The organism is Pseudomonas fluorescens, from assembly GCF_030344995.1.
Taxonomy (GTDB): Bacteria; Pseudomonadota; Gammaproteobacteria; order Pseudomonadales; family Pseudomonadaceae; genus Aquipseudomonas; species Aquipseudomonas fluorescens_BF.
In genome coordinates, this window is sequence record NZ_CP128260.1 from 5,706,132 (window position 1) to 5,720,580 (window position 14,449).

Here is a 14,449-nt window from a genome sequence, read left to right on the forward strand (position 1 = left end):
TGCCCTCGTCCACGTCGGAGGAGGCGCCCCTCTGTAATGGAGGCAGCAACAGAATGTTTCAATGACCTTTACCGAACGTTTACGTTTGCGCAGCGAAACGGATCATCGGTTAAAGTGGGCCACTGTTTTTGACCTGCGATACCGACTGATGAATGCCTTCGATGTACTGCGCGACTCCCTGTATTTTTTCAAACGCAATCTGGGCCGGATCGTCCAGTTGTGTCTGCCGCTGGTGATTTTCGAAGCCGCGCTGCAACAGGTGGTCGACCATGCCAGCGACCCGGACGGTTACTCGGCGATCAGCGTGATCGTCGGCCTGCTGGTGTATCCGCTGTACACCGCCGCGCTGATTCTGTTTCTCGATGCCCGCACCCGTGGCGAATCCCCGCAAACCCGCGATCTGCTGGCGATGGCCGCTCGCCTGTGGCCGCGCTTCGCCCTTCTGACTGCGCTGAACACACTGTTGATCCTGCTCGGTCTGTCGCTGTATTTCCTGCCGGGGCTGTGGCTGATGGTCACTCTGGCCTTCGGTGAATACCTGCTGGTGCTGCGCGGTTACGGCCCGTTGCAGGCGATGAAGGAAAGCCTGCGCCTGAGCCGTGGGCATTTTCTGCGGATTCTGGTGTGCATCCTGTGTGTGATGGGGCCGCTGTGGCTGCTCAAGGGCCTGACCCTGCAGGTCTATCCCGATCCGCAGAATCCGTTGATCGCGGTGCTGATCGACAGTGGCCACAGCTTCCTGCAACTGTTCACCAGCGTGGTGCTGTTCCGCCTGTTCATGCTGATCAGCGAATTGCCCGACAAACGTGACGGAATAGTCTGACTGCGCAGCGCTTGGGCTGATCGATAGGTCTCGGGTATGCTCGGGACCACTTCCGTATCGCTATAAGCCGAGCCATGACCCGTCTACTGCGCTACATCCTGTTGCCCGTACTGCTCGCCCTCGCCCTGATCGGCACGCTGATCTACAGCCTGACCTGGCGCCCCGACGCCCGGGAAACCCTGCCGGTCAGTTGCACCGGGCAACCGCCGACGCTGGTACCTGGCCAGGCCCTGAAGGTCATGACCTGGAACGTGCAATACCTGGCCGGCAAGCGCTACGTGTTCTGGAATGATTTGGCGCAAGGCGACGACGAAGCCCCGACTCCGGAAGACATGGCGTTCAGCCTCGATGAAGTGGCGCGGGTGATCCGCGACGAACAGCCCGATGTGGTGCTGTTGCAGGAACTGGATGACGGCGCCAAGGCCAGTGACTATCAGAACCAGCTCAAGCTGTTGCAGGAACGCCTGACTGACCTCTACCCGTGCAGCGCCCACGCCTTCGACTGGAAGGCCGATTTCGTCCCGGACCCGCACATCTTCGGCAGCGTCGGCCGGCAACTCGCCACCCTCAGTCGCTACCGCATCGAACACGCCGAGCGCCTGCAATTGCCGGTGCAGCCGTCGAACATCATCAGCCGTCAGTTCCAGCCGAAAAACGCCCTGCTCGCCACCACTCTGCCGCTCAGCGATGGCGGACAACTGGTGGTGTTCAACACCCATCTGGATCGCGCCACCCAACCGGACGACACCTTGCAGACGCAGGTGACAGCGGTGGCCAAGGTCCTCGACAAACACGAAAGCCACCGCACGCCGTGGCTGATCGGTGGCGACTTCAACCTGTTGCCGCTCGGCCAGTACCGGCGCTTGCCGGTCGAACAGCGCACGCCCTACTCCGTGGACAGTGCGCTGCACCTGTTGTGGGACAAATACCCGATGATCCCGACCAACAACGAAGCCAGCGGCATCGACCGCGCCAAGTGGCTGACCCACTACCCCAACGACCCCGGCCTCAATGGCCCGGACCGCACGGTCGATTACCTGTTCTACAGCCCGAAGATCAAACGGGTCGAAGCCACGGTGCGGCAGGACGATACGTTGCGCATTTCCGATCATCTGCCGGTGATTGCGAAGTTCCTCCTGCCACCCAACTGAACTCAGTGAGCTTCTTCGAGATCATCGTGCAACAGCCCGAAGATCTGCCGCTTCATGTCGATGAACGAGCGCTCCATGACCATGTCCAGCGTGCGTGGGCGTTCGATCGGCACGTCGAGAATCTGCTTGATCCGCCCAGGCCTGGCGCCCATCACGTACACCCGGTCGCCGAGCAGGATCGCTTCGTCGATATCGTGAGTGACGAACAGCACGGTCTTCTTGCTGTTGCCCCACACCCGCAGCAATAGCTGCTGCATTTGCAGGCGAGTCTGGCTGTCGAGGGCGCCGAAGGGTTCGTCCATCAGCAGGATCTGCGGGTCGTTGGCCAATGCCCGGGCAATCGCCACCCGCTGCATCATGCCGCCGGACAACTGCTTGGCGTAGTTGTCGGCAAACCCGGACAGGCCGACTTCGTGCACATAGTGATCGACAATTTCCTTGCGCTTGGCCGCCGGCATCCCACGACGCTTGAGGCCGAACTCGACGTTCTGCCGCACCGTCAGCCACGGAAACAGCGTGTAGCTCTGGAACACCATCCCGCGATCCGCGCCGGGGCCCTGCACTTGCTGGCCGCCGACGTAGATCTCGCCGGAGGTCGGCTCGGCGAGGCCAGCGGTGAGGTACAGCAGACTCGACTTGCCGCAGCCCGACGGCCCGACCAGCACCGCGAACTGCTGATCCGGCACTTCGAACGACACTTCTTCCAGCGCGGTGAAGGTTCCGCCGCCGGGTTTGCTGTAACGCAGGCTGACCTTGTCCACCTGCAACCTTGGCGCGGCGTGTGCCGGTGCGGCGACCGGCTCGATGAAACGACGGTTGGCAGCGGTTACTGAGCCCATGCGGCAATCCTCAAACGCAAGAAGCGGAACAGTTGATCGGTGACCAGGCCGAGCAGGCCGATGATCGCGATGGCGAGAAAAATCACGTCGACCTGAAAGCCGCGCATGGCCTTGAGGCTCAAGTAGCCGAGGCCACTCGATGCGGCGACCAGTTCGGCGACCACCAGATACGTCCAGGCCCAGCCCATGGTCACCCGCAAGGTGTCGAGCACGCCGGGCAACGACGCCGGGGCGATCACATGCAGCACCGCGTCACGCCGGTTGGAGCCGAGGGTGTAGGAGGCGTTGATCAAATCCTTGGAGATGCCTTTGGACACGTCGGCGATCATCACCAGTTGCTGGAAGAACACACCGAAAATGATCACCGACACCCGCTGCTCCAGACCGATGCCGATCCACAGAATGAACAGCGGCACGAACGAGGTCACCGGCAGGTAGCGGATGAAATTGACCATCGGCTCAAGGAACGCCTGGACGATGCGGAAGCTGCCCATCAACAACCCCAGCGGCACCGCCACCAGCGACGACACGATGAAGCCGACCATCACCACTTCGACACTGGCCCAGACGTGCTGGCCGAGGGTGCCATCGCGGCTCAGGCGCACGGCGGCTTCGACCACCGCGCCGGGCGTCGGCAGGAACATCCCCGGCACGATGCCGCCGTAGGACAACCCGGCCCACAGGCCGACCAGCAACACCCAGGCCAGACCGCTGGCGCTCCACACCACCGGCACCGGCAATCCGGTCTTCGGCGTGATGCAGCGGCTCAGCCATGAATTGCGCTTGAACATGACCAGTCTCCTAGAGCGGGCTGACGAAACGGTTATCCACCAGATCGTCATTGCTGACGTTGTAGGGCTTGCCCTGCAGTTCGCTGGCGGTTTCATTGGCCAGTTTGATCAGCGGCTCGCTGTCACCCGGTGCGCCCGGTTTGCCCAGCAGCTTCTCGCTCATGGCCTGATCGTAGAAACGCACGCCTTGCGCGGCGGCGGCCAGTTCCTTCGGATCGGACAGGTAACCGCCGACACCCTTGGCCATGATTTCGTAGGCTTTCTGTGGATGATCCTTGGTGAACTGCACGGCTTTGTAGAGGCCGGCGACCAACGCCTTGACGTCCTCCGGCTGCTTCTCGATCACCGTGCAGTTGAGCGCCACCACATCGACGATCACGCCGGGGGTACTGCTGCTGTCGATCAGCACTTTGCCTTGCTGCTTGTCGCGCACCATCGACAGATGCGGTTCCCAGGTCACGGCGGCCGGCACGCGACCGGCGATGAACGCGGTGGCAGCATCGTCGGCAGTCATGTTCTGCACGGTGATGTCACTCATGCTCATGCCGTTCTTTTTCAGCAGGTACGAGAGCCAGAACTGCGAGGTCGACCCTTCGTTGACGGCCACGGCCTGGCCCTTGAGTTCCTGCAGGCTCTTCACGTTCTTGCCGACCAGCACGCCGTCACCGCCATGACTGTCATCCAGCGCGGCCACGGCCTTGAAGCAGAATTGCGGGCGGTACTTGAGCACTTCGTCGATGGTCGACGCCGAGCCGGACAATTGCCCGGACGCCTGGGCGGCCATGTACATCGACGCTTCCTCGACCACCGGCAACTCGACGGTCAGGCCGTTTTCCTTGAAATAGCCCAGATCCTGGGCCAGGTACAGGGTGCCGTAACCGACCCACGTGGTGTGGCCGATCGACAAAGTGCCAGCCTGAGCGGCGGTGACGGAAAGGGCGGAAATCGCCAGAGGACATGCAAGACGGGTAAACAAGGACTTGTTCATGGAGCACTCCCAACGCTGTTGATTTAGTTGTCATGGGCAGTACGGCCAGCCGTGGTGTCGCGATTGCACGCTGCGGTCTCTGCTGGACTCTGGCGGGCAATGCCTTGGCTGGCGAAATCGATGTTGACCCAGGCTTGGCGTCAGGAAAACGAGGAAATAGTTAGACGCGAACGATGAAAAAACTGGGTAGTGCGCACCGCGAAAGGGCGCGTCGGGCGGGGGTGCACGGAGGGGGTGCAAGACAGCAAAAACGATGTTGAATCGACTGACGCAATCGCGGGCAAGCCCGCTCCCACAGGGGCCAGTATCGCTCACACATTTTGTGTACGACGCCGGTCCACTGTGGGAGCGGGCTTGCCCGCGAAGGGGGCCTTGAGCCTTACAAATACCTCAGAGCCGGCCGTACTTCTGCGCCGTACGATCCAGCGCTTTCAAGGTCTTGCCCACCAGCTCGTCAATCTCTTCACGGCTGGCAATCAACGCCGGCGCCATGATCATCCGCCCCAGGGTCGAGCGAATGATCACTCCCTCCTCAAAACCGATCGTGCGGCAGCGCCAGGCGATGTCGTTCTCATTGGCGAAGCGCTTGCGGGTGGCCTTGTCTTCGGCCAGTTGCAACGCCGCGACCATGCCCGTGCCCTGGATATCGCCCACCAGCGGGTGATTGCCGAACACCTCGCGCAGGCACTGTTGCAGGTACGGGCCGATGTCATCCTTGACTCGCGTCACCACGCCTTCATCGCGCAGGGCCTTGAGGTTGGCAATCGCCACCGCCGCCGCCACCGGGTGTCCGGAATAGGTCAGGCCGTGAGCGAACACACCGCCCTGCTCCACCAGCACGTCGGCCATTTTCTTCGACAGGATCAGGCCACCCATCGGGATGTAACCGGAGGTCAGCCCCTTGGCAATGGACAGGGTGTCCGGCTCGAAACCGAAGTATTCGTGGGCGAACCATTCGCCGGTACGACCGAAGCCGCCGATCACTTCATCGGCGCACAACAGCACGTCGTACTTGCGGCAGATGCGCTGGATTTCCGGCCAGTAGCTTTCCGGCGGGAAGATCATCCCGCCCGCGCCCTGGAACGGTTCGGCGATGAACCCGGCGACCTTGTCGGCACCCAGTTCGAGGATCTTCGCTTCCAGCTGCTGCGCCGCCCGCAGGCCGAATTCCGCAGGGGTCAGATTGCCTTCGTGGGCGAAGAAGTACGGTTCGTCGATGTGCGCGATGTCGGGAATCATCCCGCCCATTTCGTGCATGAATTTCATGCCGCCGAGGGCTGTCGCCGCCAGGGTCGAACCGTGATAACCGTTCCAGCGGCCGATCATGATTTTCTTCTCGGGCTTGCCCAGCACCTGCCAGTAACGGCGCACGGTACGGATCAGCACCTCGTTGGCCTCGGAGCCGGAGTTGGTGTAGATCGCGTGGCTGTAGTGCCCCGGCAGCAGGCTGAACAGCAGCTCGGAGAGCTCGATCACCTGCGGGTGAGTGGTGTGGAAAAACATGTTGTAGTACGGCAATTGCTCCAGCTGCCGGCTCGCCGCGGCGTTCAGATCTTTTCGCCCGTAACCGAGGTTGGTGCACCACAGCCCGGACATGCCGTCGAGGTAGCGCCGACCGTCGTTGTCCCACAGGTGCAGGCGGTCACCGCGCACCATCACCCGTGGGCCTTCGTCGTTGAGGGCCTTCTGGTCGACGAACGCATGAATGTGGTGCGCTGCATCGGCGGCCTGGTAGTCGCGGGTTTCACGTGAGGTGGTCATCGCCGGATCTCCTTTTTTGTTGTGAGCGGCTGTCATGAGCGCAGTTGAAACCAGGTGGTTTTCAACTGGGTGTATTTGTCGAACGAGTGCAGCGACAGATCGCGGCCGAAACCGGACTGCTTGCCGCCGCCAAACGGCACGGTCACGTCCAGCGCATCGACGCTGTTGACCGACACCGTACCGGCTCGCAATTGCCGCGCCACCCGGTGCGCGCGGTGCAGATCATCGGTCCACAGCGACGCCGCCAGACCGTAGACGCTGTCGTTGGCCAGTTGCAAGGCGTGGGCCTCGTCATCGAACGGAATCACCGCCAGCACCGGGCCGAACACTTCTTCGCGAAACAGGGTCATGTGCGACTGCACGCCGGTGAAAATCGTCGGCTGAACGAAGTTGTCCGAGCCGTTGAAGCTCAGTTGCCGCCCACCGCAGACGCGGGTCGCGCCTTCGCGTTCGGCCTGGTTGATGAAGCGCAGAATGCTTTCGGTCTGACGGGTGTCGACAACCGCCCCCGCCGCACTTGCCGGGTCCAGCGGATCGCCCGGTTGCCAGCGTTCGGCCTGAGCCTTCAGTCGCTCGACGAACTCGTCATGAATCGAGCGCTCCACCAACAATCGCGAGTTGGCCGAACAGACTTCGCCCTGATTGAAGAAGATCCCGAACGCGGCTTTCTGCGCCGCCAGATCCAGATCCTTGCAGTCGGCGAACACCAGATTGGCGCTCTTGCCGCCGCACTCCAGCCACACCTGCTTGAGGTTCGACTGCGCCGAGTACTGCATGAAATATTTGCCGACCTGGGTCGAGCCGGTGAACACCAGACAATCGACATCCGGGTGCAGGCCCAGGGCTTTGCCAGTCTGCTCGCCAAGCCCCGGCAGCACGTTCAGCACGCCGGCCGGCAATCCGGCTTGCAGCGCCAGCTCGGCCAGACGCAATGCGGAGAACGGCGATTGCTCGGCGGGTTTGAGAATCACTGAGTTGCCCGCCGCCAGCGCCGGCGCGAGTTTCCACGCGGCCATGTCCAACGGGAAATTCCACGGCACCACGGCGGCGACCACGCCCAGCGCTTCGCGGGTGATGGTCGCCAGCACGTTCGACGCACTTGGCGCGACCTGATCGTAGAGTTTGTCGAGGCTTTCGGCGTACCAGCGAAACACCCCGGCGGCGCCCGGCACGTCGATGTTGTAAGCGTCCATCACCGGTTTGCCCATGTTCAGCGAATCGAGCAGTGCCAGTTCTTCGCGATTAGCCAGGATCAGATCCGCCAGCCGCAGCAGCACTTGCTTGCGCTCGGTGGGTGAACGCCCGGCCCAGATGCCGGCCTCGAACACCTGCCGCGCATTGCGCACCGCCGCATCGACGTCTTCTTCACCGCACGCAGCGACGTTTGCCAGCAGCTGGCCGGTGGCCGGGTTGATCGCGGTAAACGTCTGCCCCGACTGCGCGTCACACAGCTTGCCGTCGATCACGGCCTGGTACGGATAGCTCAATTCAGCGGCCTTGCGCTGCCAGTCTGCAAGCTCGAACACGGTGATTGCTCCTTGGACTTTTATTCTTTTGAGAACAGTGCGCAGTGATAGTCGCTCAGGCCCGTGCGGGCTAAAACCAGTAAAAATGTCTTCGCAGACAATAAAAAAGGTAACCAGCCGATGGCCCCTTCGCGCGCGTATGGGGCTATTGTTCAGGGACAAAAAAACCGCCGACAGAACGGAGGCCGGCGGCTTACAAATTGCTTGGATGTGAAATCCGTTCGCTTTGAGGTTCACCGTGGCCGCTTACAACCTGCGTCAGTTGAAATACTTCATCACCACCGTCGAATGCGGCAGCGTCGCCGAGGCTTCGCGCAAGCTGTACATCGCACAACCGGCGATTTCCACGGCAATCAAGGGGCTGGAAGACAGCTTCGGCGTGCAACTGCTGATCCGCCATCACGCTCAGGGCGTGTCGCTGACGCCGAGCGGCGCGCGGTTCTTCCGCAAGGCTCAGGAACTGCTGCGCATGGCCAAGGAGTTCGAACAGAACGCCCTCGCCGACAACGACGTGGTGGCCGGGCAGATCGATATAGGCTGTTTTGAAACGGTGGCGCCGCTGTACTTGCCGCAACTGATTGCCGGCTTCTCGGCGCTGTATCCGGGGGTGAAGATCCGCATCCGCGACGGCGAACAACAGGAACTGGTGCAAGGCCTGACCTCGGGCACCTTCGACCTGGCGATCCTGTACAAGCACGACCTCGACGCCACCATCGAAACCGAACCCTTGATGCCGGCGCAACGGCCTTACGCACTTCTGCCGGCAGATCACCGCTTCGCCCAGCTCAAGCAGGTTTCGCTGCGAGACTTGTGCCTGGAACCGATGATCCTGCTCGACGTACAACCGAGCCGCACCTACTTCGTCAGCCTGTTCGAAGAACTCGGGTTGTCACCGCGAATCGAGTTCAGCTCGCCATCGATCGAAATGGTGCGCGGCATGGTCGGCCAGGGTTTCGGTTTCTCGATCCTGGTCACTCGCCCGCATTCGGAATGCACCTACGACGGCAAGAAAGTCGTGTGCGTGGACATTGTCGAAGACGTTACCGGTTCGGGCTTGGTGGCGGCATGGCTCAAACGCGGACAGTTGACCAAACCGGCGCAGTTGTTTGCTGATTATTGTCGGGAGCAGCTGACGGCGAAGGCCAGTCACTAACCCTCACGTACCGCGCGGTTTAGCCCGAGCAGTGGCTTCGGCCACCAGCGGATCATCCGGCCAATAATGCTTCGGATATCGCCCCTTCAAATCCTTCTTCACCTCGGCGTAGGTGCTGCGCCAGAAGTTGGCCAGATCCTGCGTTACCTGCACCGGACGCCGTGCTGGCGACAGCAGGTGCAGCTTGACCGATTGCCGGCCGCCGGCGATGCGCGGTGTGTCGGCGAGGCCGAACAGCTCCTGCAAGCGCACGGCGAGAATCGGTGGTTGTTCGCTGTAGTCGAGGCGAATCGACGAGCCCGACGGCACGCTCAGGTGGTGCGGTGCCTGTTCGTCGAGCTGTTGCGGCAGTGGCCATGGCAGCAGATTGCGCACGATGCTCGACAGGTCGAGGTTGGCGAAATGACTGAGGCGCGAGACCTTGCCCAAGTAGGGCATCAGCCAGTCTTCGAGGGTTTTCAGTAACGTGGCGTCGCTGACATCCGGCCATTGGCTGTCGCCCTCGGCGTCCAGGTCGAGCTGACGCAATAACGCGACTCGTGCCTGCCACTGGCGCAGTTCCGGGGTCCACGGCAGCAGTTCCAGACCTTTGCGGCGTACCAGATTGACCAGCGCCTGACTGCGGGCGTTTTCGTCGAGGCCGGTCAGTGGTTCGCGGCTGAGGATCAGTTCGCCGACCTTGCGTTGGCGCTCGGCGCGCAGCACGCCTTCGCGTTCGTCCCAGTCCAGTTGATCGACGTTGTGCACTTGTTCGGCGAGCACTGAGTCGAACAGCGCCGGATCGAAATCCGCCGCCAGATAAATCCGCTCTTCGCGCTGACCTTGGCGGCTGCCGAGGTCGGCGATCACGATCCACGGTTCCTTCATCAGGCTGTCGGCTTCGGCGAACAGCGCCGCGCGGCCGTTGGCCAGACGATATTCGGCACCACCGGCCCGCCGCTGCTGGGCGACGCGATCCGGGTAGGCCAGCGCCAGCAAGGCGCCGAGCCAGCGTGGGTGATTCGGGTCGGCAACTGGTTCGCTGGCCTTGCCGCGCAGGTAACCGCGATATTGCCGAGCCAGTTGCCGGGCGCGCTGCACGCCGCCCTGGGCTCCGCGCGCCGCGCGTTCTTCGCCGGACAGCAGCACCAGACGACTGTGCAGATCCGCCCCGGCGCCGCGCAAAATATCGCGCTCACCGAGCAACGCGGCGACGTCGCACGCCATGTTCGCCAACCCCAGTGCCTGACCGCGCAACAGCAGATGAGCGATGCGCGGATGCGCCGGCAGTTCGGCCATGGCCTGACCGTGGCGATTGAGGCTTTCACCGTCCAGCGCACCGAGACGCTGCAACAAATCCTGAGCCTGTGCATAAGCGGCGGCGGGCGGCACGTCCAGCCAGATCAGGTCACTCGGCGCCACGCCCCAGCGTCCGAGCTGCAAGGCCAGCCCAGCGAGATCCGCCGAGAGGATTTCCGCGCTGCCATAAGCCGCCAGTTGCTCATGCTGATCCTGCGACCACAGGCGATAACACACGCCCGGTTCCAGACGCCCGGCCCGGCCCGCGCGCTGGGTGGCACTGGCTTTGGAGATGCGTTGAGTGTCGAGGCGGGTCATGCCGCTGCCCGGGTCGAAACGCGGCACCCGCGCCAGCCCGGCGTCAATCACCACGCGCACGCCGTTGATGGTCAGGCTGGTCTCGGCGATGTTGGTGGCCAGCACCACTTTGCGCTGGCCCGCGGGGGCCGGATCGATGGCAGCGCGCTGTGCGTTCAGGTCGAGTTCGCCGTGCAACGGGCAGAGCAAGACGTCGCTGCGCTCACCGATGGCGTCCGACAGTTGCTGATGAACACGCCGGATTTCCGCCTGCCCCGGCAGAAACACCAACAGGCTGCCGGTTTCATCGTGCAGGGCTTCGAGCACCGTTTGCGTGACGCGTTGATCGATGTATTCGCCGGGCTGGAAAGGCCGGCCCCAGCGCATCGTCACCGGGAACATCCGGCCTTCGCTGCGCAGGATCGGCGCATCGTCGAGCAAACCGGCCAGACGTTCGCCCTCGAGGGTGGCGGACATCAGCAGAATCTTCAGCGGTTGTTCAGCTCGAAACAGCTCGCGACCGTTCAGACTGAGGGCGAGCGCCAGATCGGCGTCGAGACTGCGCTCGTGAAATTCGTCGAAGATCAGCAGGCCCACGCCTTCCAGCGCCGGATCGTCCTGCAAACGCCGGGTGAGAATGCCTTCAGTGACCACTTCGATGCGCGTGTTGGGGCCGACCTTGCTGTCGAGGCGGATGCGATAACCGACGGTTTCACCGACCTTCTCGCCCAGCTCGCTGGCCAGCCGCTCCGCCGCCGCACGCGCGGCCAGCCGACGCGGTTCGAGCATGAGAATGGTCTGCCCGTTCAGCCACGCTTCATTGAGCAGGGCCAAGGGCACGCGGGTGGTTTTACCGGCGCCGGGCGGTGCTTCGAGCACGGCTTCGTGGCGTGTCGCGAGGGCTTCACGCAGGGCGGGTAAAACTTCATCGATCGGCAACGAATTCATACTGGCTCCAAAACAGAGGGCCGAGTATAACGGCGAACTGCTGAGCGTTCGTCAGGGTCTTAACTTCACACGATGACGCTTCGTTAATAGATGACTCAGGAGATTCCCATGCGCTTACCTTTTCGCCTGATCGGCGGTGTACTGGTTGCCACCCTGCTCACCCAGATCACCGCGTGCGGTTCTATTTTCTATCCCGACCGGCGCGGCCAGATCGACGGCAAGATCGACCCGGCGATTGCCGTGCTCGATGCCGTGGGCCTGTTGTTCTATATCCTTCCCGGCGTGATCGCGTTTGCCGTGGACTTCGCCACCGGCGCGATCTACTTCGAACCGGGCCACACGGCGCAGGTCGATCCGGCCAAGCTCAAGCAAGCCATCGGCCCGGATGGTCAGGTCGATAACTTGAAGTTGCAGGCTATTCTCGAAACGGAGCTGGGCCGCAATCTGCCGCTGGACGACCCACGGCTGATCCAGCACAAAGGCAGCACCCAGCAACTGGCGATGTTCGGCCTGCAACCTGCCGCATAAGGAATCCATGCACCCATGACCTCCAGCCCCGAACACGCCCGCCTGCTGCGGCTGGCGACCCGCGCCTCGGTGGCGGTGGCCTGTACGCTGATCATCGCCAAAGCCATCGCCTGGTGGCTGAGCGGTTCGGTGAGCATGCTCGCCGGCCTCACCGACTCGGCCCTTGATGGCGTCACTTCGTTGCTCAATCTGCTGGCGGTGCATTACGCGCTGCGCCCGGCAGATGACGATCACCGTTATGGACATGGCAAGGCCGAATCCCTGGCGGGCATGGCGCAGGCGCTGTTCATTGGCGGCAGTGCGGTGCTGATCGCGTTTCAGGCTTATGAGCGTTTGAACAATCCCGAGCCGCTCGGCGCGCCTTGGCTGAGCATCGGGGTGATCGTGTTTTCCCTGCTGCTGACGGCGGCGCTGTTGATGCTGCAGCATCGGGTGATCAAGCAGACCGGTTCCAACGCGGTGCGGGCGGATTCGCTGCATTACCGTTCGGACCTGTTGCTCAACGGCAGCATTCTGATTGCGCTGGTATTGGCCGGTTTGGGGTTCGATCAGCTGGATGCGTGGTTCGGTCTGGGAATTGCGGCGTACATTCTGTGGAGCGCGATCCAGATCGCCTGGGAAAGTTTTTCGGTGCTGATGGATGAAGAGCTGCCGACGGATGTCAGTCAGCACATGCTCGAACTGGCGTGTGGTGTGCCGGGTGTTTTGGGGGCGCATGATCTGCGCACACGGATTTCCGGCAATCACTGGTTCGTGCAGTTGCACCTGGAACTGCCGGGGGAGCTGACGCTGTCAGTGGCTCACGGCATCAGCGATCAGGCAGCGGATGCGATTCACAAAGCCTACCCACGGGCCGAAGTGCTGGTGCACGCCGACCCGCAGGAAGTGGTCAAAGCCGCTGGGGCTCAGTAGTTGACCTGATAACCGCGACTGCTCAGGCAATTGCCCTGGGCCTGGCGGTAGGCCTGCACCACTTCGGGCGCCGGTTGATAAGTCGCGGTGCGCGGATTGAAGCCGCTCTGCTGCACCGCGTACTGATAGCACTCGTACCCGTCGCGTTGAACCTGCTCCGGTGACTGACCGTTGGCCGGATACGCCTCCACGTCATAACCATTGCCGGTCGGCTGCGTTGGCTGCTGCACCGGCGGTTCGACCACCACGTAATCCTGGGTCGCTTCCTGATAGGCGTAGTACGAACCGGCGGCGAGGAACAGCAGCGAACCGCCGATCCACACTTCCCGAGCGTAATCCGGCAGGTACTGGATGCGAATCCCGCGCGGTGGCTGAACCACGATGTAGCGCGGGCCTTGCGGGCGATACCAGTAGCCGCCGGAATAGAAATAGTCCTGGCCGCGATATGGCACGCGGTAATCACGATCCGGGAAACGATCGATCACATGACCGGGCCGGTATTGCGGGCCAGGGCCCCAGCCGTTGCCATGCCCGTCCGGGCGACCCGGCCAGCGGTTGTCGTTGGGACGATTGCCGGTCTGCCAGTTCTGGTGATAGCCGTTCTGCGGACGCTCATCGCGGTAATAACCCTGACGCGGTTCCTGGGTCTGGCGCACGGTGTCGGGGCGCGGCTGGATCGGCAGATCATTGGCCGGCAGTTGTGGCGGCGGTGGCGGCTGGCGTACGGGGTTGGGGTTGGGGTTGTAGGCCGGACGTGGCTGATTCTGATTCTGCCACTGGCCATTGTTCGGTTGCCCGTGGTTCTGCTGGCCGTTGTGCTCGAACTGGCGGCTGTTGTCGCCACGAATGATGTCGTTGTTCTGCCGCTGCGGATTGTTCTGACCGTGCGGCTGATTGCCGCCGCCATGTCCCTGATTGTTGCCTTGATGCTCCGGCCCGCGTCCGCCGCCGTCGGGGCCGCGATTCTGCGGCTCATCCGCCAGCGCTTGCGCACCGACACTCACACACAGCAAACCAACACTGGCCAGACGCCAGATGCGCGACTTCATGAAATTCCTCACTGCGGGCTAGAGCCTGTAATAGAAGGTCTTGTAGCTAAGACCGGGGACGTGCACACCGGGTTCTGCTACAGGTTATCAGTCACGTCATTTATTTATTGAGCGAGAAGGGCCAAATCGCGGGCAAGAAAAAAGGGAGACCCGTCGGCCTCCCTTCTAGAGAACTTCGTCCTGGCTCGACGCTTTTGACGTCGGCTCACCTCACGCCGTCTTCTGGACAGTGTGCAGCTCGGGGGCCGGCACAACCCCGGTGGGGGTGGCGGCCGCGGCGGGCCGGATTGGGCGGGCCGCAGTGGACTGTGTTACCGAGCAGTGATTCTGGTGTTAAGAATAGGCCCGGAGCCGCGACAGATGATTGCGAAGATTGCTCAAATAAACATCACTTGCGCAATTTTT

At 62.5% G+C, this 14,449-nt stretch carries 12 protein-coding genes; 5 read left to right on the top strand and 7 right to left on the bottom strand.

The window, feature by feature from the left end:
• Nucleotides 1–148: 148 nt before the first annotated feature.
• Together QR290_RS25650 and QR290_RS25655 are read left to right on the top strand one after the other, a co-directional pair.
• On the top strand, nt 149–823 hold the full coding sequence (locus tag QR290_RS25650) for a YciC family protein (RefSeq protein ID WP_115080005.1): 675 nt from the start codon (nt 149–151) through the stop codon (nt 821–823).
• A 74-nt stretch (nt 824–897) separates the two neighbouring features.
• Entirely contained in the window at nt 898–1,974 is a 1,077-nt protein-coding gene (locus QR290_RS25655; protein ID WP_289203863.1) for an endonuclease/exonuclease/phosphatase family protein, read from the top strand.
• Nucleotides 1,975–1,976: 2 nt separating this feature from the next.
• On the opposite strand, the gene QR290_RS25660 is transcribed toward QR290_RS25655, so the two are convergent.
• The 5 genes from QR290_RS25660 to QR290_RS25680 all read right to left on the bottom strand — a co-directional run bounded on the left by QR290_RS25660 (nt 1,977) and on the right by QR290_RS25680 (nt 7,879).
• A complete protein-coding gene (locus tag QR290_RS25660) occupies nt 1,977–2,813 on the bottom strand; it encodes an ABC transporter ATP-binding protein (protein ID WP_085687896.1) in 837 nt (278 codons plus the stop codon).
• Nucleotides 2,801–3,604: an ABC transporter permease gene (locus tag QR290_RS25665; RefSeq protein ID WP_115079303.1), complete on the bottom strand. Its 804-nt coding sequence runs from the start codon at nt 3,602–3,604 to the stop codon at nt 2,801–2,803. The genes QR290_RS25660 and QR290_RS25665 overlap by 13 nt, the downstream gene beginning before the upstream one ends.
• 10 nt (nt 3,605–3,614) lie before the next feature.
• Nucleotides 3,615–4,592, bottom strand: a complete 978-nt coding sequence (locus QR290_RS25670; RefSeq protein WP_115079304.1) for an ABC transporter substrate-binding protein — start codon at nt 4,590–4,592, stop codon at nt 3,615–3,617.
• A gap of 390 nt (nt 4,593–4,982) precedes the next feature.
• Nucleotides 4,983–6,353 carry an aspartate aminotransferase family protein gene (locus QR290_RS25675; protein WP_289203864.1) on the bottom strand — a complete coding sequence of 457 codons (1,371 nt, stop codon included), beginning with the start codon at nt 6,351–6,353 and terminating at the stop codon, nt 4,983–4,985.
• 32 nt (nt 6,354–6,385) lie between these two features.
• On the bottom strand, nt 6,386–7,879 hold the full coding sequence (locus tag QR290_RS25680; protein WP_289203865.1) for an aldehyde dehydrogenase: 1,494 nt from the start codon (nt 7,877–7,879) through the stop codon (nt 6,386–6,388).
• Between the two features lie 238 nt (nt 7,880–8,117).
• Here QR290_RS25680 and QR290_RS25685 point away from each other — a divergent pair, with 238 nt between their 5' ends.
• Complete coding sequence (locus QR290_RS25685; protein WP_085732924.1) at nt 8,118–9,032, top strand: LysR family transcriptional regulator; 915 nt, start codon at nt 8,118–8,120, stop codon at nt 9,030–9,032.
• A gap of 3 nt (nt 9,033–9,035) precedes the next feature.
• Here QR290_RS25685 and hrpB read toward each other — a convergent pair whose 3' ends face one another.
• A complete protein-coding gene (gene hrpB / locus QR290_RS25690) occupies nt 9,036–11,555 on the bottom strand; it encodes an ATP-dependent helicase HrpB (RefSeq protein WP_289203866.1) in 2,520 nt (839 codons plus the stop codon).
• Nucleotides 11,556–11,663: 108 nt separating this feature from the next.
• Here hrpB and QR290_RS25695 point away from each other — a divergent pair, with 108 nt between their 5' ends.
• Nucleotides 11,664–12,083, top strand: a complete 420-nt coding sequence (locus QR290_RS25695) for a hypothetical protein (RefSeq protein ID WP_039771823.1) — start codon at nt 11,664–11,666, stop codon at nt 12,081–12,083.
• Nucleotides 12,084–12,098: 15 nt separating this feature from the next.
• On the top strand, nt 12,099–12,995 hold the full coding sequence (locus tag QR290_RS25700; RefSeq protein WP_289203867.1) for a cation diffusion facilitator family transporter: 897 nt from the start codon (nt 12,099–12,101) through the stop codon (nt 12,993–12,995).
• Here QR290_RS25700 and QR290_RS25705 read toward each other — a convergent pair.
• A complete protein-coding gene (locus tag QR290_RS25705) occupies nt 12,989–14,044 on the bottom strand; it encodes a DUF6515 family protein (protein ID WP_289203868.1) in 1,056 nt (351 codons plus the stop codon). The two genes, QR290_RS25700 and QR290_RS25705, sit on opposite strands and share 7 nt — an antisense overlap.
• Nucleotides 14,045–14,449: the final 405 nt, after the last annotated feature.

What these genes read in the sequence shown, in the direction of transcription:
- QR290_RS25695 (WP_039771823.1), top strand. Translation starts at nt 11,664, where the DNA reads ATGCGCTTACCTTTTCGCCTGATCGGCGGTGTACTGGTTGCCACCCTG.
- QR290_RS25660 (WP_085687896.1), bottom strand. Translation starts at nt 2,813, where the DNA reads ATGGGCTCAGTAACCGCTGCCAACCGTCGTTTCATCGAGCCGGTCGCC.
- hrpB (WP_289203866.1), bottom strand. Translation starts at nt 11,555, where the DNA reads ATGAATTCGTTGCCGATCGATGAAGTTTTACCCGCCCTGCGTGAAGCC.
- QR290_RS25650 (WP_115080005.1), top strand. Translation starts at nt 149, where the DNA reads ATGAATGCCTTCGATGTACTGCGCGACTCCCTGTATTTTTTCAAACGC.
- QR290_RS25665 (WP_115079303.1), bottom strand. Translation starts at nt 3,604, where the DNA reads ATGTTCAAGCGCAATTCATGGCTGAGCCGCTGCATCACGCCGAAGACC.
- QR290_RS25700 (WP_289203867.1), top strand. Translation starts at nt 12,099, where the DNA reads ATGACCTCCAGCCCCGAACACGCCCGCCTGCTGCGGCTGGCGACCCGC.
- QR290_RS25655 (WP_289203863.1), top strand. Translation starts at nt 898, where the DNA reads ATGACCCGTCTACTGCGCTACATCCTGTTGCCCGTACTGCTCGCCCTC.
- QR290_RS25705 (WP_289203868.1), bottom strand. Translation starts at nt 14,044, where the DNA reads ATGAAGTCGCGCATCTGGCGTCTGGCCAGTGTTGGTTTGCTGTGTGTG.
- QR290_RS25670 (WP_115079304.1), bottom strand. Translation starts at nt 4,592, where the DNA reads ATGAACAAGTCCTTGTTTACCCGTCTTGCATGTCCTCTGGCGATTTCC.
- QR290_RS25675 (WP_289203864.1), bottom strand. Translation starts at nt 6,353, where the DNA reads ATGACCACCTCACGTGAAACCCGCGACTACCAGGCCGCCGATGCAGCG.